Annotated in this window: 15 protein-coding genes; 3 read left to right on the top strand and 12 right to left on the bottom strand. The window is 71.0% G+C overall.

Going from position 1 to position 20,201, the window contains the following annotated elements:
- Positions 1 to 66: 66 nt before the first annotated feature.
- Positions 67 to 3,303, bottom strand: coding sequence for a dTMP kinase (gene tmk, locus NMN56_RS08100; protein WP_274044372.1), 3,237 nt, complete (start codon positions 3,301 to 3,303; stop codon positions 67 to 69).
- A gap of 202 nt (positions 3,304 to 3,505) precedes the next feature.
- Positions 3,506 to 6,403 (bottom strand): type I DNA topoisomerase, encoded by a 2,898-nt coding sequence (gene topA, locus NMN56_RS08095; RefSeq protein ID WP_274044373.1) that lies wholly within the window; start codon positions 6,401 to 6,403, stop codon positions 3,506 to 3,508.
- Between the two features lie 164 nt (positions 6,404 to 6,567).
- On the opposite strand from topA, the gene NMN56_RS08090 reads away from it, so the two are divergent.
- Both NMN56_RS08090 and NMN56_RS08085 read left to right on the top strand, forming a co-directional pair.
- Positions 6,568 to 7,032: a TM2 domain-containing protein gene (locus NMN56_RS08090; protein WP_274044374.1), complete on the top strand. Its 465-nt coding sequence runs from the start codon at positions 6,568 to 6,570 to the stop codon at positions 7,030 to 7,032.
- A 34-nt stretch (positions 7,033 to 7,066) separates the two neighbouring features.
- Positions 7,067 to 7,552, top strand: coding sequence for a DUF2752 domain-containing protein (locus tag NMN56_RS08085; protein WP_274044376.1), 486 nt, complete (start codon positions 7,067 to 7,069; stop codon positions 7,550 to 7,552).
- A gap of 4 nt (positions 7,553 to 7,556) precedes the next feature.
- Here NMN56_RS08085 and NMN56_RS08080 read toward each other — a convergent pair whose 3' ends face one another.
- The 5 genes from NMN56_RS08080 to bldG form a co-directional block, all read right to left on the bottom strand.
- Positions 7,557 to 9,101: a DUF7059 domain-containing protein gene (locus tag NMN56_RS08080; protein ID WP_274044377.1), complete on the bottom strand. Its 1,545-nt coding sequence runs from the start codon at positions 9,099 to 9,101 to the stop codon at positions 7,557 to 7,559.
- 134 nt (positions 9,102 to 9,235) lie between these two features.
- Positions 9,236 to 9,814 carry a small secreted protein gene (locus NMN56_RS08075; protein WP_274044542.1) on the bottom strand — a complete coding sequence of 193 codons (579 nt, stop codon included), beginning with the start codon at positions 9,812 to 9,814 and terminating at the stop codon, positions 9,236 to 9,238.
- Between the two features lie 244 nt (positions 9,815 to 10,058).
- Entirely contained in the window at positions 10,059 to 12,467 is a 2,409-nt protein-coding gene (locus NMN56_RS08070; RefSeq protein WP_274044379.1) for a sodium-translocating pyrophosphatase, read from the bottom strand.
- A gap of 387 nt (positions 12,468 to 12,854) precedes the next feature.
- On the bottom strand, positions 12,855 to 13,361 hold the full coding sequence (locus NMN56_RS08065; protein ID WP_274044380.1) for an ATP-binding protein: 507 nt from the start codon (positions 13,359 to 13,361) through the stop codon (positions 12,855 to 12,857).
- A gap of 146 nt (positions 13,362 to 13,507) precedes the next feature.
- Positions 13,508 to 13,849, bottom strand: coding sequence for an anti-sigma factor antagonist BldG (gene bldG / locus NMN56_RS08060; RefSeq protein WP_016473000.1), 342 nt, complete (start codon positions 13,847 to 13,849; stop codon positions 13,508 to 13,510).
- A 188-nt stretch (positions 13,850 to 14,037) separates the two neighbouring features.
- On the opposite strand from bldG, the gene NMN56_RS08055 reads away from it, so the two are divergent.
- Entirely contained in the window at positions 14,038 to 16,569 is a 2,532-nt protein-coding gene (locus NMN56_RS08055) for a DEAD/DEAH box helicase (protein WP_274044381.1), read from the top strand.
- Positions 16,570 to 16,922: 353 nt separating this feature from the next.
- Here the strand turns inward: NMN56_RS08055 and NMN56_RS08050 are convergent, their stop codons facing one another.
- From NMN56_RS08050 to NMN56_RS08030, 5 genes are all read right to left on the bottom strand, one after another.
- Positions 16,923 to 17,570 carry an Rv3654c family TadE-like protein gene (locus NMN56_RS08050; RefSeq protein WP_280842793.1) on the bottom strand — a complete coding sequence of 216 codons (648 nt, stop codon included), beginning with the start codon at positions 17,568 to 17,570 and terminating at the stop codon, positions 16,923 to 16,925.
- Positions 17,533 to 17,895 carry a TadE family type IV pilus minor pilin gene (locus NMN56_RS08045; RefSeq protein WP_274044383.1) on the bottom strand — a complete coding sequence of 121 codons (363 nt, stop codon included), beginning with the start codon at positions 17,893 to 17,895 and terminating at the stop codon, positions 17,533 to 17,535. Before NMN56_RS08045 ends, NMN56_RS08050 begins: the two co-directional genes overlap by 38 nt.
- A 131-nt stretch (positions 17,896 to 18,026) precedes the next feature.
- Positions 18,027 to 18,215 carry a DUF4244 domain-containing protein gene (locus tag NMN56_RS08040; RefSeq protein ID WP_347178581.1) on the bottom strand — a complete coding sequence of 63 codons (189 nt, stop codon included), beginning with the start codon at positions 18,213 to 18,215 and terminating at the stop codon, positions 18,027 to 18,029.
- Between the two features lie 123 nt (positions 18,216 to 18,338).
- Complete coding sequence (locus tag NMN56_RS08035) at positions 18,339 to 19,280, bottom strand: type II secretion system F family protein (protein WP_274044386.1); 942 nt, start codon at positions 19,278 to 19,280, stop codon at positions 18,339 to 18,341.
- Complete coding sequence (locus NMN56_RS08030; protein WP_274044543.1) at positions 19,277 to 20,131, bottom strand: type II secretion system F family protein; 855 nt, start codon at positions 20,129 to 20,131, stop codon at positions 19,277 to 19,279. Before NMN56_RS08030 ends, NMN56_RS08035 begins: the two co-directional genes overlap by 4 nt.
- Between the last annotated feature and the right edge of the window lie 70 nt (positions 20,132 to 20,201).

Below are 20,201 nucleotides of genomic sequence, written 5' to 3'. Positions count from 1 at the left end.
GGCCCCGTCAGCGGCGTCCGGGCACGTCTCCGGGACCGACCGCCGCCGCCGCCGTCGAGGTGACCGCTACCGGCGTCCGCCCCCGGACTCGTCTCCCCGGTCCTCGCCGTCCTCGGGAAGCCCGAGCAACTCGTCGGCCAACGACGGCACGTCGTCGAGCGGGGTCTCCTCCGCCCATGCGGGGCGGGGGCGCCCGGACTCGTCCACCTGCGGCAGCTCCCGGGTACGGTCCTCGCCCGGTTCGCTCGCCTCTCCCGGTGCCTGGAAACGGGGCAGCACAGTGGTCTCGTCACCGGCGCCCTCTCCCGCCCCGGTACCGCCGGCGTCCGAACCCGGCGCCGCGTGCGGAATCTGCGCCGTCTCCTCGGGGTCGTCCGAGGCCCGCGGCAGCACGGTCGTCTCCTCGGCGTCCGAGACACCCGAGGCACCCGCAGCACCCGAGTCGTCCGACACCTGCGGCAGCAGAGTCGTCTCCTCGTCGCCGGACGACTCCGGCGATCCGGCCGAGCCCGACTCGGGCGACACCTGCGGAATCTGCGCCGTATCGGCCTCGGTCCCGTCCGGCGCCGTCGTCCCCTTGCGCATGGAGTGCGAGGGCGCCCCGGAGGTCGCCCCTCCGCCGGAGGCCCCGGCGGAGGACGCCTCCGAACCGGTCCCGGCGGAAGCCGAAGGCGTGTCCTTGCGCATCGAGTGCGCCCGCGCGGTCGCCGCCCGGGCCTCCTCGGCGCGCAGCAGCGCCTCCTCGGCCTTGCGCTGACGCTCCAGGCGCCGCTCTTCGGCCTCGGCGCGCAGCCGTGCTTCCTCCGCGGCGCGCTGGCGCAGCCGCTCCTGCTCCTCCTCGCGCTGCCGCTCCTCCGCCTCGCGCCGCTTGCGCTCCTCCTCGGCGATACGGCGGGCTTCCTCTGCCTGCTTACGGGCTTCCTCGGCGCGCAGCGCCTCTTCGCGTTGGCGCTCCAGTTCGGCCTCGCGCCGCTTGCGCTCCTCTTCCTCGGCACGCAGCTTCTCCAGCTGCTCCTGCCGCTCGCGCTCCTGGCGCTCCTCCTCGGCCTTGCGCGCGGCCTCTTCCTCCGCCTTCCTGCGGGCCTCTTCCTCGGCCTTCCTACGGGCCTCTTCCTGGGCCTCCTTCTCGGCATCGGAGAGGGGAAGCACCTGGTCGAGGCGGTGGCGTACGACGGTGGTGACGCCCTCGGGCTCCTGCCCCGCGTCGACGACGAGGTAGCGGGCCGGGTCGGCCGCAGCGAGGGTGAGGAAGCCGGCGCGTACGCGCTCATGAAACTCCGCCGGCTCGGACTCCAGCCGGTCGGGGGCCTCGGTGAAGCGCTCACGTGCGGTTTCGGGTGCGATGTCGAGCAGCACGGTCAGGTGCGGAACGAGCCCGTCCGTCGCCCAGCGGGAGATGCGGGCGACCTCGGTGGGCGACAGATCGCGTCCGGCGCCCTGGTAGGCGACGGAGGAGTCGACGTAGCGGTCGGAGATGACCACGGCGCCGCGCTCCAGCGCGGGCCGCACCACGGTGTCCACGTGTTCGGCACGGTCGGCCGCGTACAGCAGCGCCTCGGCCCGGTGCGAGAGACCGGCGGAGGACACGTCGAGCAGGATGGAGCGCAGCCGCTTGCCGACGGGCGTCGAGCCGGGCTCCTTGGTGACGACGACCTCGTGGCCCTTGCCGCGTACCCACTCGGCGAGCGCCTCGACCTGCGTGGACTTGCCGGCCCCGTCGCCGCCTTCGAGTACGAGGAAGAAGCCGGAGCCCGCGGGCTTCTGCGCTGCCCGGCCGGCGCCGAACGCCTCAAGGAGGTCGCGCCGCAGCGGAACGCCCTGCCTGTCGTCCGTACGCCCGAGTACGAGCGCTCCGACGGGCAGCAGCAGCGCACCGACGAGCATCAGCGTGAACGAGGCACCACCGTGATCGAACACGAAGGCGCCGTCCTCGACCCTGTGGGGCCCGATGACGGCTGCCACCACGGGCGCGACCAGCGCGCACACCCCGACGGACAGCCGTACGACCGCCTGCAGGTGCTCGGTCGTACGGGACCTGCGGAAGTCCTCGGTCTCCTGGTCGAGCAGCGTGTGCAGCGTGTTGGCCGAGACACCGGCCGCGAGCCCCGCGAGCAGCGCGAGGCCGATCACCGTCGCCGTGTCGGGCACGAGCCCGGCCGCGAGCAGTGCGACACCGGTGAGCGCGATCACGAGCGCGAGCAGCCGGCGCCGCGAGAGCGCGGGCAGCGTATGGGGAGCGAGCCTGATGCCCCCGACGGTGCCTCCGGTCAGCACGAGCGCGAGCAGCCCGAAGGCGACGGGCCCGCCGCCGAGGTCGGCGGCGTGCAGCGGCGCGAGCGCGACGGCAGCCGCGACGGCACCGCCGACGGCAGCGCCGGCGAGCACCAGCAGCGGTACGGCACCCGTGCGCCCCTTGTCCGTTCCGCCGCCGGACTTGGGCCTGCGCAGCCCCTCCAGCGGCGAACGGGGGCGCGGCGTCGGCCCGTCGGGCAGCTCCAGGAAGAAGACGACGGAGGCGGCAGCGGCGAAGAGCCCCGCCGCGACATAGGCGGCAAGCGCCGCCTGATGGGTGCCGAACCAGTCGATGCCGGCCCCGAGCAGGTTGCCGACCAGCGTGACGGCGACAAGCACGGCGGCGGCGATCGGAAGCGAGACGAAGCTCGTACGCAGCCACAGGCGGCGCAGCGCGTCATGGTGGTCGGGCAGCGGCCGTACGACCCCCGCCTCGGGCGGCGCCACCGGGAGCAGCGCCGGAGCCGTGCTGTCCCGCGTCACGGTCGAGAGCCGCTCGGCTCCGCCCGTCACGAAGATGGTGATCAGCAGGACGAGGAAGGCACTGCCCGGCGTCCAGTCGATCCACAGGGGCGCCACGATCAGTGCGAGCGCCCGTAGTACGTCGGCCCCGAACAGCGTCCAGCGCCGGTCCAGGATCTTCTTCTCCCGCGCGCCGTTGACCAGCGCGGAGACCGGGCCCATCAGTACCGCTCCGAACAGGAGCGTGGACAGGAGCCGGAGTCCGAAGACCGCGGCCACGACGAGGGCCATTCCGCGGTATCCACCGCCGAACACCGGTTCCCCGGCGACGCCGCGTACGGCCGCCGCCTGCATGGCCAGCAGCAACAGCACCAGCAGTGCCAGCATGTCGCCGATCCCGCTCGTGAACTGTGCGCTCCACAGCCGTCGCAACGGTGGGAAACGCAGCAGCGCGCTCACGGCGCCCTCGCGGGATTCCGCGGCCAGGGAGTCGTCGGGGGCGGTGGGGGGAAAGGGGTTCGCGCCCGTTGGCTGCTCTGCACGCGTCATTCCGCCAGCGTATAGGGAGGGACCCTCCCCCTGCGTCGCTGCCCGAACAACTGTCCCCTTCGCCCCGGGGTCGGAATCCCCTGAACGGTGACAGGAGGCGAGCCCGGATCCTCCGCGCCCCCGGGCCGGTACGGGCCGCCACCGGGACAGGGACCGGCCCCCTCTGCACCGGGACCGGCCCCTCCATTGCGACTGCTCCGAACTACTCGGAGGAGGACTTCTTGTCCGCGCTCTCCGCGCTCTTCTTGGCGGTGGCCTTCTTGGCGGGGGCCTTCTTCGCCGTCGCCTTCTTGGCCGGCGCCTTCTTGGCAGCCGCCTTGGTGGCGGGAGCCTTCTTCGCCGCTGCCTTCTTGGCCGGGGCCTTCTTCGCCGCCGTCTTCTTCGCCGTCGTCTTCTTGGCGGGCGACTTGGCCCTCTTGTCCGCGAGGAGTTCGAACCCACGCTCCGGGGTGATCGACTCGACGTCGTCATCCTTCCGGAGCGTCGCGTTCGTCTCCCCATCGGTCACATACGGACCGAAACGACCGTCCTTGACGACTACCGGCTTCTCGGTCTGCGGGTCGGTGCCCAGCTCCTTGAGCGGCGGCTTGGCCGCTGCCCTTCCCCGCTGCTTCGGCTTGGAGTAGATCTCCAGCGCCTGCTCCAGCGTGACGGAGAAGATCTGCTCCTCGCTCTCCAGTGAGCGCGAGTCGGTGCCCTTCTTCATGTAGGGCCCGTAGCGCCCGTTCTGCGCGGTGATCTCCTCGCCCGACTCGGGGTCGACGCCGACGACGCGGGGCAACGACAGCAGCTTGAGCGCCTGTTCGAGCGTGACCGTGTCCAGCGACATGGAGCGGAGCAGCGAAGCCGTACGGGGCTTGACCGCGTTCTTGCCGGTCTTCGGTGTGCCCTCGGGCAGCACCTCGGTGACGTAGGGCCCGTACCGTCCGTCCCGAGCGACGATCGGGCGCTCGGTCTCGGGGTCGGTGCCGAGTTCGAAGTCGCCGCTGGGCTTGGCCAGCAGTTCCTTGGCGTAGTCGACCGTCAGTTCGTCCGGCGGCAGATCGTCGGGCACATCGGCCCGCTGCCCCGGCTCGCCCTCGGTCTCGCTGGGGCCCTCGACGTACGGGCCGTAGCGGCCGACGCGCAGGGTGATGCCCTCGCCGACGGGGAAGGAGGAGACGCCGCGCGCGTCGATGGCGCCGAGGTCGGACACCAGTTCCTTCAGTCCGCCGAGGTGATCGCCGTCGCCGTTCCCGGAATCGGCCGCCGAGCCGACGGATCCGACGCCGTCGCCCTCACCGAAGTAGAAGCGGCGCAGCCAGGGCACGGACTCGGCGCTCCCGGCCGCGATGCGGTCGAGGTCGTCCTCCATCTTGGCGGTGAAGTCGTAGTCGACGAGCCGCCCGAAGTGCTTCTCCAGCAGTCCGACGACGGCGAAGCTCAGGAAGGACGGCACGAGCGCCGTGCCCTTCTTGAACACGTAACGCCGGTCCAGAATCGTGCTGATGATCGACGCGTAGGTCGAGGGCCGCCCGATCTCCCGCTCTTCCAGCTCCTTGACGAGGGTCGCCTCGGTGTAGCGGGCCGGCGGCTTGGTGGCGTGCCCGTCGACCGACAGCTCCTCGGCGCGCAGCGGGTCGCCCTCGGCCACCTGCGGCAGCCGCCGCTCGCGGTCGTCCAGTTCGGCGTTGGGGTCGTCGGCACCCTCGACATACGCCTTCAGGAAGCCATGGAAGGTGATGATCTTGCCCGTGGCGCTGAACTCGGCGTCGCGGCCGTCGGAGGAGAGCCCGCCGACCCTGACGGTCACCGACTGACCGACGGCGTCCTTCATCTGGGAGGCGACGGTCCGCTTCCAGATCAGCTCGTACAGCCGGAACTGATCCCCCGTCAGGCCGGTTTCGGCCGGGGTGCGGAAGCGGTCTCCCGAGGGACGGATCGCCTCGTGCGCCTCCTGCGCGTTCTTGACCTTGCCGGCGTACGTACGCGGCTTGTCCGGCAGGTAGTCGGCGCCGTACAGCTGCGTGACCTGCGCACGGGCCGCGGTGATCGCGGTGTCCGAGAGCGTCGTCGAGTCCGTACGCATATAGGTGATGAAGCCGTTCTCGTACAGCTTCTGCGCCACCTGCATCGTGGACTTCGCCCCGAAGCCGAGCTTGCGGCTCGCCTCCTGCTGGAGCGTGGTCGTACGGAAGGGGGCGTACGGGGAGCGGCGGTACGGCTTCGACTCGACGGAGCGGACCGCGAAGTCCGTGTTCTCCAGAGCGGCTGCCAGTGTCCTGGCGCCCTCTTCGTCGAGGTGCAGCAGCGCTTCCTTGCTGCCCTTGGCTTCCTTCAGCTGCCCGTCGGACCCGAAGTCGCGGCCCTGGGCAACGCGCCGGCCGTCCACCGTGGTGAGCCGGGCGCCGAATGTCCCGGGATCGCCGGTTCCGGACGAGACATCCCCCGCCTGCCCCGTCGCGAACGTACCGGTCAGGTCCCAGTATTCGGCGGAGCGGAATGCCATCCGCTCCCGTTCCCGCTCGACCACGAGCCGGGTGGCGACCGACTGCACACGGCCCGCCGAAAGCCTCGGCATGACCTTCTTCCACAGCACGGGCGAGACCTCGTACCCGTACAGACGGTCGAGGATGCGGCGGGTCTCCTGGGCGTCGACGAGGCGCTGGTTCAGATCGCGGGGATTGCGCACCGCGTCCTGGATGGCGTCCTTGGTGATCTCGTGGAAGACCATCCGGCGCACCGGCACCTTGGGCTTGAGCACTTCCTGGAGGTGCCAGGCGATGGCCTCGCCCTCGCGGTCCTCATCGGTGGCGAGCAGAAGTTCGTCGGACTCGGCAAGAAGCTGCTTCAACTTCTTGACCTGCTCCTTCTTGTCACTGTTGATCACATACAGCGGTTCGAAGTCGTGATCGACATTGACGCCGAGGCGTGCCCAGGACTCGCCCTTGTACTTGGCGGGGACCTCGGCGGCGCCGTTCGGAAGGTCGCGGATGTGCCCGACGCTGGCCTCGACCACATAGCCAGGGCCGAGATAGCCCTTGATCGTCTTAGCCTTGGCGGGTGACTCGACGATCACGAGTCGACGCCCGCCGTTCGCGGTGTCGCGGGTCGGGGACAACTTCTGCTCTTCTCTCCGGTCGGCAAGTGCTTACATTTCGGCAGCGGTATCGCTGCGGAGTGTGACGGTACCTCCCGCCCCCATGTCAAACGGGAAAAGTCCGCAACGCCACTCGAACGGTAACCCGACAACCAGGCATCCCGCCGCCCGAAGGCTCTGGCAGCATGTCTGAGGCACAGCACCAGGTACCGCTCGACCTCGGAGGACTTGTGTCCAACCCCAACCAGCCTGGCTACGGCTACCCACAGGAGCCCGGCCAGAATCCGTACAGCGCGCCCGGCCCCGGCCAGCCCCCGCCTCCGGGCCCCGGCCAGGCCGCCTACGGCTACCCGCACCAGGCACCGCCGATGGGCGGTGGTCCCGGCCAGTACGGCGCGGACCCGAACGCCCCTTACGGCTACGACCCTTACGGGAGGCCCTACTCCAACAAGTCCAAGATCGTCGCTGGAGTCCTCCAGCTCTTCCTGGGCGGACTGGGCATCGGCCGCTTCTACACAGGCCACATCGGCATGGGCATCGCCCAACTCCTGACCTGCGGTGGCCTCGGCGTCTGGTCGCTGATCGACGGCATCATCTTCCTCGTCAGCGACCAGCGCACCGACAGCGACGGACGCATACTGCGGAGCTGAGCCCGCACGGCGGAACGGGAGGAGGAGAGCGGCGATGCGCACCGTAACGGGGCCGACAGGCCGGCCGGATCAGCTGAGTCAGCTGAGTCAGCTGCCGGACGGTCACGTCCCCCGCGCCCCCGCACGGTTCGTTGCCGCCTTCTCCCACCCGGCAGCCGCGCCGCTCGCCGCCCTCACGGCGGGAGCGGCGGGCGCCGCGTACCTGTGGGGCACCGACCCCCATGAGTCCGGCCACTTCCTGCCCCGCTGCCCCTTCAACTGGGCGACGGGGCTGCTGTGTCCGGCCTGCGGCGGTACGCGGATGACGTACGACCTCCTGCACGGCGACCTGCTCGCCGCGCTGCACGACAACGCGGCACTGCTCGTGATCGGGCTGCCCGCCGCCGCGTATCTCTCCGGCCGCTGGCTCTACGAGGGCCTGCGGGGACGCCGCTACCGCCCGAGGTTGAGCACACGGGGGACGGTGGCGGTCCTGACGCTCGCGGTGGCGTGGGCCGTGGCCCGCAACGCCGTCGGCTGAACCGCTACGCCTCGACCGGTGTCAGAAAGCCCTGCTCGACCAGGAGCCTGATCGCCTCTGGCGTCCGCTCCCGCAACTCCACGGGGCTCTCGCCGACAAGCTGTCCGATGGCATCCAGGATGCGGCCCGCACTGAGCGTTCCGTCACACACTCCGGCGAACCCGGCGCCCACGGTGTCCACCGTCGTCGCACGCCGCATACCCCGGTTCTGACGGAGCACCACATACTCCGGATCCTCCGCGCCCGGCATCCCGACCTGCTCTTGAACCACCTCGTCCGCGAGCATGAAACGGTGCCCGAGCAGAGCGGCGTCATCCGTCCTGCGCAGGAAGTCCTGGCGTTCGAAGTGGGAAAGCACCACATCGCCCAGAGGCTGTTCCACAGGGTGCGGCCACTCCTCAGCGATCACAGACGGACGTTCCGCTTCCGTCTTGCGCAGGGTGATCCAGCCGAAGCCGACAGCCTTGGTACCGCGCTGCTCGAACTCCTCAAGCCAGGCGTCGTAGCGGGCCGCGTACGCGTCGGGGTCGCCGTGGTGGTCCCCCGCGTCGCGCAGCCACAACTCCGCGTACTGGGCGACGTCCTGGACCTCACGCTGGACGATCCACGCGTCACACCCCTGAGGCACCCACGCCGACACCCGGTCCCGCCAGTCCTCGTCGGCCCGGTGCTCCCAGTTGGCGAGCAGCTGGCAGTAGCCGCCCTGCGCCAGATGCCCGACGGCCCCTCGCACCAGCGTGCGGCACATCTCGTCGCCGCGCATGCCGCCGTCGCGGTAGGTCAGCCGGGCGGCCGGCGAGATCACGAAGGGCGGGTTGGACACGATCAGGTCGTACGGTTCCTCGCCCTCCACCGGGTCGAACAGCGAACCCTCCCGCAGATCGGCCTCCTGAGCGCCCGACAGCGCGAGCGTGAGGCGGGCGAAGCGCAGTGCGCGCGGGTTGAGGTCGGTCGCGGTGACCCGGGTGGCGAACGCGCTCGCGTGCAGCGCCTGGACACCGGAACCCGTACCGAGATCGAGCGCACGGGCCACGGGCGTACGGACGGTGAGCCCCGCCAGCGTCGTGGAGGCACCGCCGACGCCGAGCACCGCGCCGCGCGCGTCCTCACCGTTCTCGCGCCGGGCACCGATCCCGCCGGCGCCGCCCACGGCGCAGCCCAGATCGGAGACGATCCACCAGTCCTGGCCCTCGGGCCCGCTGTACGGCCTGACGTCCACGGTCGCGCGTACGGAGTCCCCTCCGGGCCCCTCGCGCTCCAGCCACCCGTCGGCGAGCGCCTCTTCGGCGTGCAGCGCCGCACGCGCACGCTCGTACGGCGCCGGCTGCCGCAGCAGGAAGAGCCGTACGAGCGTCTCCAGCGGGCCCTCGCCGCGCGTGGCGCGCAGCGCGGGGACGGTCTCGCCGCGGGCGAGTGCGGCGTAGGCGGGTGCGCCCAGCAGTTCCAGCAGTCCGTCGGCGGTGAATCCGGCGACCATGAGGGACTCCCTCAGTCGCCGCGTGCTCTCGTCCCCGCCCGCGGGAAGCGCTTCGGTACTCACCCGCCCCATTCTCCTCCCTCACAGAACCCGTACGGCCCCCGCCGGATCCTGTGCGGCCCGCACAGGATCGGTACGGACCGCACAGGGCCCGCGAGGGCCGCACGAGATCCGTACCCGTCTTTCACAGGATCCGCGCGAGCCGCCTACGAGCTCGTGGACGTCCTCGGCTTCTTGCAGCCTTCCTGGTTGGCCATCGACTTGCCCAGTTCGCCCGACTGGAGCTTGTTGAGGGCCTTGTCGCCGCTCTTGCCGAGCGTGTCGAGCTTGGTGGCGACACCCTTGAGGCCCTCGGCGAACTTCGCCTGGTCCTTGGTGTCGAGCTTGTCGACCGTGGTCTTGAGGCCCTTGTACTGGCCGGAGAGTCCCTTCAGCTCCTTGACCGCGTCCTTCTGGAGCTTCTTTCCGTTGTCCACGGGCGGTGCGCCCGCGTCATCGACGGCGGAGGCGAGCGACTTGTACGCGTCGGAGATCTTCTGGAAGGCGGCCGAGTCGGTCTTCTTGACCTCGGCGGAGGATTCCTTCTGCTGGGACGCCTGGTCGATCGAGGAGTTGGCTCCCTGGATCTTCTTGACCTGTGGCTTGACCTCGTCGCAGACCTTCTTGGCCCAGTCGTCCGTCTTCTTGCCGCTGTCGTCGCTGCAACCGGTCAGCGCGAGTACGAGTGCCGCACCGCCGGACAGTGCAGCCGCAAGCTTCTTCTTCACCGGATCGGTCCCTTCCATGGCTGTTCGGCCCGGAACATACACGCCGGGGAGGGAGCAGCGGCGAGTCGGAAGATTCATCTGTCCCCGATTGCAGCCATTTGCACCAAAAGCACGTACGGGCATTCCGGGCACCCGCCGGTCGGTCCTCCGCGCCGCGCCCCCGGACACACCACGGGGCGGACGGGGCGTCGACACGCCCCGCCCGCCCCGCCGTTGAGCTGGTGCGCAGCGGTCCTTACGACCGCCGCGCGCCGCCCGCCGCCTAGGAGGCGGCCACCGGATCCGACGGCTTCGCCATCCGATCGGTGTTGTCTTCCTCACCAACGGCGATCCCGCGCCGCTTGGAGACGTAGACAGCGATCACGATCACCGCGATCGAGATCGAGGCGACCACGGCACGCGCGCCCACGTTCGCCTCGTCGCCGTAGCTGAACTTCACCACGGCGGGCGCGATGAGGAGCGCCACCAGGTTCATCACCTTCAGCAGCGGGTTGATCGCCGGCCCGGCGGTGTCCTTGAAGGGGTCACCGACCGTGTCACCGATCACCGTCGCCTCGTGCGCCGGGCTGCCCTTGCCACCGTGGTGACCGTCCTCGACCAGCTTCTTCGCGTTGTCCCAGGCACCGCCCGAGTTGGCGAGGAAGACGGCCATCAGCGTCCCGGCGCCGATCGCACCGGCCAGGAACGCCGCCAGCGCGCCCACACCGAAGGTGAACCCCACGAAGATCGGCGCCATCACGGCGAGCAGACCCGGCGTGGTCAGCTCCCGCAGCGCGTCCTTCGTGCAGATGTCCACGACCCGGCCGTACTCGGGCTTCTCGGTGTAGTTCATGATCCCGGGGTGCTCGCGGAACTGCCTGCGCACCTCGTAGACCACCGAACCCGCCGACCGGGAAACGGCGTTGATGGCCAGCCCCGAGAAGAGGAAGACCACAGCGGCGCCGAACATCAGCCCGACCAGCGTGCTGGGCTGCGCGATGTCCATCAGCTCCAGCATCTTGCCGGTGCCCTGCCCCGCCTCGTCCAGCGCCGTGCCCAACTCCGTTCGATACGAACCGAACAGTGCGGCTGCGGCGAGTACGGCCGTGGCGATGGCGATGCCCTTGGTGATGGCCTTCGTCGTGTTGCCGACCGCGTCCAGGTCCGTGAGCACCTGCGCGCCGGCGCCCTCGACGTCGCCCGACATCTCGGCGATGCCCTGCGCGTTGTCGGAGACGGGTCCGAAGGTGTCCATGGCCACGATCACACCGACCGTGGTCAGCAGCCCGGTGCCCGCCAGCGCGACGGCGAACAGCGCGAGCATGATCGTGCCGCCGCCGAGCAGGAAGGCACCGTAGACGCTGAGACCGATCAACAGCGCGGTGTAGACGGCCGATTCGAGCCCGAGGGACATCCCGGACAGTACGACGGTCGCGGGCCCCGTCAGCGAGGTCCTGCCGACATCCCGTACGGGCTTGCGGGTGGTCTCCGTGAAGTAGCCGGTGAGCTGCTGGATCACGGCGGCCAGGAGAATCCCGATCGCCACGGCCACGATCGCCAGCACACGCGGGTCACCGGCGTGCCCGAGGATGTCCTCCGTGTTGTCGCTGGAGACGCCCTTGAGGTCCGCGTAGCTGGACGGCAGGTACGCGAACGCCGCTACCGCCACCAGGATCAGCGAGATCACGGCCGAGATGAAGAACCCACGGTTGATCGCCGTCATCCCGCCCCGGTCCGAGCGACGCGGTGCGACAGCGAAGACTCCGATGATCGCCGTGAGTACGCCGATGGCCGGAACCAGCAGCGGGAAGACGAGACCGGTGTCGCCGAAGACGGCGGTCCCGAGGATGAGCGCGGCGACGAGCGTGACCGCGTACGACTCGAACAGGTCGGCCGCCATGCCCGCGCAGTCGCCGACGTTGTCGCCGACGTTGTCCGCGATGGTGGCGGCGTTGCGCGGGTCGTCCTCGGGGATGCCCTGCTCGACCTTGCCGACGAGGTCGGCCCCGACGTCGGCCGCCTTGGTGAAGATGCCGCCGCCGACACGCATGAACATCGCGATCAGCGCGGCCCCGAGACCGAAGCCCTCCAGCACCTTCGGCGCGTCGGCCGTGTAGACGAGCACGACGCACGCGGCACCGAACAGTCCGAGCCCGACGGTGCACAGCCCGACGACCCCGCCCGTACGGAAAGCGATCTTCATGGCCTTGTGCGAGACGGCGGTGAGATCCGGCGAACTCGCCGCATCGCTGCCCTCGGCCGGAGTCGCCTCACGCGCCGCAGCAGCCACTCGTACATTGGCGCGCACCGCGAGCCACATACCGAAATACCCGGTGGCCGCCGAGAAGGCGGCACCGACCAGGAAGAACAACGAACGGCCGATCCGCTGGTTCATATCGTCGGCCGGCAACAGAAACAGCAGGAAGAAGACCACGACCGCGAATACGCCGAGGGTACGCAGCTGCCGCGCGAGGTACGCGTTGGCGCCCTCCTGAACGGCCGCCGCGATCTTCTTCATGCTGTCCGTGCCTTCGCCGGCGGCGAGCACTTGACGTACCAGCACCAGGCCGACGCCGAGAGCCGCCAGAGCCACAACCGCGATCACGATCACGAGACCACGGTTGCCACTGGTCAGCTCTGCGGCGGCTGCGAGGTGCTGGGAGTTCTGAAGTGGGCTGAGATGCCCCGCCATTCGTCCTCCTTGACGTTTGGCACATGGGCGCGCGCAAGCACGCTCAGGCGTCCTGCTGCAAAGATGTGGACGGATTGTAGGGAGCGCAACTTGATCAAAACAGAGCACAGCAGCGGGAATTCGCCCCGAACGGCGAAGATCAGCCGTGCACGAAGCTGATAATTCGCTCGCATGAGGGAAGGCGCAAATTCAACTGACGCCGGGGAAATGATCTCTAACCTGATCAAGTAAACCCGGAAAACCCCTGGTCAGTAATGCGCACAGAAGATCGAAAGTGCCCGCACTAAAGATCGAAAAAGCCCGCCGCAGAGGCGACGGGCGTAGCTTTCGGCGAGCAGTCGACGAGTGACGTCACGGCTGGAAACACCGGCGCATGGGCTCAGTTGTTCAGGGGAGTACGGGCTCGGGCGTCGTGGGCCAGCTCATCCGGATCACCCCACCGTTCTCGTCGGCGGAGACCTCCACGTCGTCCACGAGCCCGCTGATGACCGCGAGACCCATCTCACCGTCGCCCTCGTCCTCGTCGGCGACCGGCTCGGGGATCTCGTCCCTCGCGCCCGGCAGCAGCGCTCCCTCGGCCTCCACGCGGCCTCCACCGGCCGGACGGGGACCACGCCCGCCTCCGGGCAGCGAGAAGCGCGGGTGGGGCGCCTCGTCACCGACCTCGATCGAGAACTTCTTCTCGTCCTCGATCAGCGAGACCTTCACCGGACTGTCCACGCCGTTGCTCATGTGGAGGCCGACAGCGCGCGTGCACGCCTCGCCGACGGCCAGCCGCACCTCGTCGAGCACGGCCTCGTCCACCCCGGCACGCCGCGCCACCGCGGCGGCCACCAGTCGCGCGGTCCGGACGTGCTCCGGCAGCGCGCTGAATAGGAGTTCCACGGTGGCCATGCCATCCCCCTCGGTCTTCCCTGTGTACGTCTGCGGGGCCCGTGCTCGGGGACTGTGAGAGCCGGTGGTGCCCCAGCGACCGGATTCCAGCCAGCCGGTCCGCCGCCGACCCGTCCACACGGGACGGGCGCGGCGGCTCCGGTACGTCAGTCGGTGGCTGCTACAGCCTCGTCGACGGACGAATGGATCGGGAACACCTTGGTCAGACCAGTGATGCGGAAAATCTTGAGAATGCGCTCCTGGTTGCAGACCAGGCGCAGTGAGCCCTCATGGGCACGCACCCGCTTGAGCCCTCCGACAAGCACACCCAGCCCCGTGGAGTCGAGGAAGTCGACGCCCTCCATGTCCACGACGAGGTGGTAGCTGCCGTCGTTCACAAGCTCGACAAGCTGCTCTCGCAGCTTGGGCGCGGTGTATACATCAATCTCGCCACCGACCTCGACGATCGTGCGATCGCCTACGGTACGGGTCGACAGGGACAGGTCCACGGATCCTCCAGCACCTTGCTATCGAGCGGTCAGCCCCCTCGGTTCTCCCTCCCCCTGCCTGACGGAGAGAGGTGCCCCCAAAGGCAGGGGACGGATCGGCAGCCGCAGAGGCATTCAATCACTTACCAGCAGGCGAGCACGACGCCTTGCGGCCATTGTCCGCCTCGCCAGTGACACACTCGGTACCGATGGCCAACGAACAGCACACCCGGTCCGCGAGCGTAAGCCCGCGAGCCGAGCCCAACCGCTCGGTTCCCCGCGGCGACCCCCGCGACGTGCTGAACCGCCTCACCAAGGGGCCCGACCGCGCCGGGCGCATCACCCATACGGAGCACTTGCCCCCGCGAGAGGGTCGCCATGCAGACTGGCCGGACCGGATCCGGCCTGAAGTGATCGACGCCGTACGCGCGGCAGGCATCGAACGCCCCTGGGAGCATCAGGCGCGCGCAGCGGCACACGCCCTCGAAGGCGATTCCGTGATCATCGCCACGGGAACCGCCTCGGGCAAGTCGCTCTCGTACCTCGTCCCCGTACTCAGCGACGTCCTCGACGGCTCCGAGGCCCCGAACGGCCGGGGCTCCACCGCCCTGTACCTGGCCCCCACCAAGGCGCTCGCCGCCGACCAGCGCCGCGCCGTCGCCGACCTGGCGGGCCCCCTGGGCACCGCTGTACGGCCCGCGGTCTTCGACGGCGACACCCCCGTCGAGGAACGCGAGTGGGTCCGTCTCTTCGCCAACTACGTCCTCACCAACCCGGACATGCTGCACCGCGGCATCCTCCCGGGGCACGCCCGCTGGTCCTCCTTCCTGCGTGCCCTGCGCTACGTCGTGATCGACGAGTGCCACACCTACCGAGGAGTCTTCGGCTCGCACGTCGCGCAGGTCCTCCGGCGCCTGCGCAGGCTCTGCGCCCGTTACGGCTCCGACCCCGTCTTCCTCCTCGCCTCCGCCACCGCCGCCTCCCCCGGCGAGGGTGCGGCACGGCTCACCGGCGTGCGCCCCGTGGAGATCACCGAGGACACCTCGCCACGGGGCGAGACGGTCTTCGCGCTCTGGGAGCCCCCGCTGACCGAGATGGAGGGCGAACGCGGAGCGCCCGTACGCCGCACCGCCACGGCCGAGGCCGCGGAACTCCTCACCGATCTCGCCGTCCAGGGCGTCCGCACCGTCGCCTTCGTCCGCTCCCGGCGCGGCGCCGAACTGGTCTCCCTCATCGCCCAGGACCGCCTCTCCGCCATCCCGGCCCCCCGGGAGCCGCTCCCGACCGGGGGCGGGGAGGGGACCGCTGACGGGGCTGGAGCCGAAGAGGGGGTCCGGGGCGGGGCCGATCCCGCCGGGTCCCGGGGGACTCGGTCGATCGCGTCGATTCCCGGTGTCGGCCGGGGCGGCGGGCTCTCCTCCCGTATCGCCGCTTACCGGGGCGGCTACCTCCCCGAGGAACGCCGCACCCTGGAACGCGCACTCCACACCGGCGAGCTGCTCGGCCTCGCCGCCACCAACGCACTCGAACTCGGTATCGACATCTCAGGTCTCGACGCCGTCCTCATCACCGGCTACCCCGGCACCCGTGCCTCCCTCTGGCAGCAGGCAGGGCGAGCGGGGCGCAAGGGACAGGGCGCGCTCGCCATCCTGATCGCCCGCGACGAGCCGCTCGACACCTACCTCGTCCACCACCCCGAATCGATCTTCGAGACCCCCGTCGAGTCCACCGTCCTCGACCCGCACAACCCCTACGTCCTCGCTCCGCACCTCTGCGCAGCCGCAGCCGAGATCCCGCTCACCGAGGGCGACTTCACTCTCTTCGGGCCCGAGACAGCCGCGCTCCTGGAGAAGCTCGAACAGCGCAAGCTGCTCCGCCGCCGCGGCTCCGCCTGGCACTGGACCCGCAAGGAGCGTGCCGCCGACCTCACCGACATCCGGGGCAGCGGGGGCAGTCCCGTCCAGGTCGTCGAGGAGGGAACGGGCCGCCTGCTGGGCACCGTGGACGCCGCCGCTGCCCACACGACGGTCCACGAAGGCGCCGTCCATCTGCACCAGGGCCGTACCTATGTCGTCCGCAAGCTCGATCTGGAGGACTCCGCCGCCCTGGTCGAGGAGTCCAGCCCGCCCTGGACGACGATGGCCCGCGACACCACAGCCCTCGCCATCCTGGAGACCGAGGCCGAGATCCCCTGGGGGGACGCCCGCCTGTGCCTGGGCTCCGTCGAGGTCACCAACCAGGTCGTCTCCTACCTGCGCCGCCGCCTGATGACGGGCGAAGTCCTCGGCGAGTCGAAACTGGACCTTCCCCCGCGCACCCTGCGTACCCGCGCCGTGTGGTGGACGGTCACCGAGGACCAGCTCGATGCCGCCCGGATCAACCCGGAGATCCTCGCCGGCGCCCTGCATGCCGCCGAGCACGCCTCCATCGGCATCCTGCCTCTGTTCGCCACCTGCGACCGCTGGGACATCGGCGGCGTCTCCATCGCGCAGCACCCTGACACTCTCCTTCCCACGGTCTTCGTCTACGACGGCCAGCCGGGCGGCGCCGGCTTCTCCGAACGCGCCTTCCACACGGCCCGCGCCTGGCTGACCGCGACACGGGACGCCATCGCCGCCTGCAACTGCGATGCGGGCTGCCCCTCCTGCGTCCAGTCCCCCAAGTGCGGCAACGCCAACGACCCCCTCCACAAGGCCGGCGCCATCCGCCTCCTCACCGAACTCCTCAAGTCCGCCACCTGACCCGCCCCCCGCCCGAGGACCCTGCGACCCTGCGACCCTGCGACCCTGCGACCCGAGGATCTGCGTCCTGAGCACCTGCGACCCGAGCACTTGCGCCCCGGTGACCGGTGAGCGGCACTGCGGTGTGCACCGATGACACGGCGAGCCGGGGGGCCGGGCCGAACGGGCAGCACGGCGAGCGGACGGCAGGTGCGTGCGCCTGGGTGCGGCGGCAGACGGCTCCCGGTTTACGGTCGTCCGACGGCGAACTGGCGGCCAGGGGCGACCGCGACCGAGGCGCACCCCGGGCCCCGGGTCCCGGGCGACGGACACCGAGCGCCGGACGCCGGACCACTCGGCCGACCGTTCAGCGGTCAACTGGGCAGGCTGCGGACCAGGGTGGCCGGGGTGGCCACCCGAGCCTCCTCCGTGCCCCGCACAGCCCGTGCTGCGCAGGGAGGAGCCACCGTGCCGCAGTCACGCGGACCATGGCGCTCCGCTGGCGGGCCCCGGTTCCTGGCCGAACGCCCGGTCACCGAGCGCCCGTTGGGCACACGTGGCGCGTCCAGCACGGCGCCGGACCCGTCCAATACAACATTGGCATTGGCACCGCCCGTCGACGACGGCCGCGCCTGTGGCGCCGGCTCCCCGGAACGCACCGCCGCCGCGTCAACTGGCTCTGCACGTGCCCGCACCCGGGTGGCGAACGGTCCCCAACTCACCCCCGCGTCCAAGTCAGCAACCTCGCCCCGTACCGCGCATCTGGCCAGGCTCGCCCCCTGCGCTCTGACCACCCGCCGGGCCAGGGCACAGGCACGGTCCTGCCCCTCCAGGGCGCGGTCGGCGGCGGCCAGTGCCGCCAGGTCCGCCGCTGCCCCGGCCTGGTGACGGACCGCGACCGCCTGGCCGAGTCCGAGCACGGCGCCGAAGACACCGCACAGCACGACGGCGCTCAGTGCCGCCCACACCGTTGCCGATCCCCGGTCATCCCGCCGCCCGGACCGCGCTCGCCTCACCCGCATTCGCTTCACCCGCCTTCCGTTCGTCCAGTGCCACCGCCTGCGAGCGCAGTTCAACGGTGAGCGGCCCGGGTCCCGCCGTTCGGGCCCTCACCACGACCCGCACCAACTCCCCCTCGCTCCGCGTCTCGATCCGGGCTCCCCGCGGCGCCGTCGACCGCACGGCGGCAGCGACACCAGCGGCGGGTTCGCCACGTGCTGCCGCACGTGCTCCGGCACGTGCCGCGTCCACGCACTGGATCCGCATCGCCGCTGCCATCAGCCCCCACAGCAACGCCGCCACCAGCAGCACCAGCGTCGGAATCACCACCGCCGTCTCAGCGGTCACATAGCCAGCGCACGGATCCCTTCGGGCCCGGCAGACCCGGCTGATCCGGTTGCCCCTCGTCCGCACCGGGCGCCCCTTGCGCACTTCCGATCTCACGCCCCTCCCCCGTCCCCGCTCGGACCCCGTCCCCGTCAGAAACTCCCGTCGAGCGCCCGCCCGATGAGTTGCTGGAGTTCCCCGCTGACCGAGCCACTTGTGACGATCTTGAACAGCACGGCCGCGAAACTGGCCGCCGCGATCGTTCCCACGGCGTACTCGGCCGTGCTCATCCCTCTGTCGCCCCGCGACCCCCGCACCACGGCCCAACCCGCTCGTCGCATCCTTGCCAACATCGCTGCTCCCTCCGTGACTTCGCCCTGTACGCCTCCGCGCTCACCCTCGGCCACACTCACCACGCCGCTCTCGCCACCGCCCTCACCGCCTCTTCACCCCTCGCAGCTGCTTCACCACAGCGAGCGCGCGAGTCCCAGTACGACGGGCGCCACACCGATGACCAGGAACGCGGGCAGAAAGCACAGTCCCAACGGCCCCGTGACCAGCACACCCGCCCGGCGTGCCCTGGCTATCGCGGCGCGCGACCGCTGACCGCGCAACTCGGCCGCCAGCCGCGTGACCGGCTCCACTGCCGGGACCCCGGCCGCCCCGGCCCGCTCCATACAGCGAGCGAACCCCGCACTCCATCTGTGCGCCCCGAACCGCCCCCACACCACGGCCGGTTCGCCCCCGAGCCGCAGTTCGGTCGCGGCCCGTACGAGCCGGGCTCCCAACGGGCCGCTGACCGAATGGCCCACAGCCTCCGCCGCCTGTCCCGGCCCCGAACCGGCCGCCAGGCAGGCCGCCATCAGTTCCGCCGTCAACGGAAGCTGCGCCTCAGCCTTACGTTCCTCAGCCGCGCCCTCTCCTCCGTCCCGGTCCGCGCGCCCCTGGAGCCAACGCCGCACACCGAAAGCCGCCACCGCGCCCACGAACCAGCCCCACGCGCCTCCCACCAGGACCACCCCGAGTACCCCGGCGCCCACCGCGCCGGCCCCGTCCCGCGCCGTCCGAGACCTCAGCCACCGGCGCCCCGACCGCAGCCACCCGGGCCCGCCCCGCGAGAGCAGCGGCCAGTGCTCCCCCGCAGCCGTACCGGCATCCCCGGGGCCAGGCGTGCGATCGCCTCCCTCCGTACTCCCGCACGGGCCCGGAGACAGCGTTCCCAGCACCGTCCACACGCGGCGCCGGGCGCCCAGGTCCCGCCACCAGACGACCAGCCCGCCCGCCACGCAGGCGGCTGCGGCCAGCACCGACACCCACGCCGCCAGCCAGGGGAGAACTCCAGGCGCCAGCACTTCTTCTTCACCCGGGAACCGTGCCGGTCCCCACATGCCCCAAAGCTCCCTCATCCGGCGGTGCTCCGTCCGTTCCCGTCGGCCGTGCGCACGATGCGGCCCGCCCATGCCAGCCCCGCCGCCTCCAGCGCCAGCCCCACCGCCAGGCACACCAGCCCGGCCGGGGTGTGCAGCAGCACGTGCACCGGGTCCGCCTCCATCGCGCTGCCCAGCAACAGCCCGCAGACCGGCAAGAGCGCCAGCGCCAACGCTGTCGAGCGTGGCCCGGCCAACTGGGCGCGCACGTCCTCACGTTGGTCCCGCTCCGCACGCAGTGCCCCCGCGACCTGGTCGAGTCCTTCGGCGAGCCCCGCCCCGCCTTCGACCGCCACCTGCCAACACGCGGCGACCCCACGCAGCCCTTCGGCGCCCGGCAACCGCCCGGCTTCCCGCAGCGCGCCAGGTACATCTCCCCCGAACCGCGCGGCAGCCAGCACAGCCGCCCCCTCGTCCCCGAAACCCCGCACCACGGCACCGTCCGCACGCTCCACCGCGAGCAATGCCCTGTCCGGCTGCCAGCCGGCCCGGAGTTCACCCGCCACCGCCGCACACAGCTCCACGACGGCCGACTCCCTGGCCCTCCTCACCCGGTCCTTCTCCCGCCTCAGCAGCCACCGCCGCACCCGCGGGACCGCCACGAACCCGGCGACAAGCGGAATCCACGACGCTCCGAGCACCGCCAGCAGCACCCCAGCGGGCACACACCACCACTCGCGGCCCACACGCCCGCCCAACCGCTCCCGCGCGTCGGCGCGCAACTCCCGCCACCAGCGCGGGAGTTCCACAGGCCGCCGGGGCCCCGCCGCCTCACCCCCACCGGCGAGCAACAACCGCGCCCTGCGTCCCCCGTCGTCGCGCCCTGTCATCAGCCAAGCAGCCGCTCCCGCGCACACCGTCGCCGCATAGGCCGAGTACAACGGCGCCGACTCGGCACCC

The sequence above is a fragment of the Streptomyces iconiensis genome (assembly GCF_028657195.3).
Lineage (GTDB): Bacteria > Actinomycetota > Actinomycetes > Streptomycetales > Streptomycetaceae > Streptomyces > Streptomyces iconiensis.
This window is presented reverse-complemented; position numbering and strand designations above follow the sequence as displayed.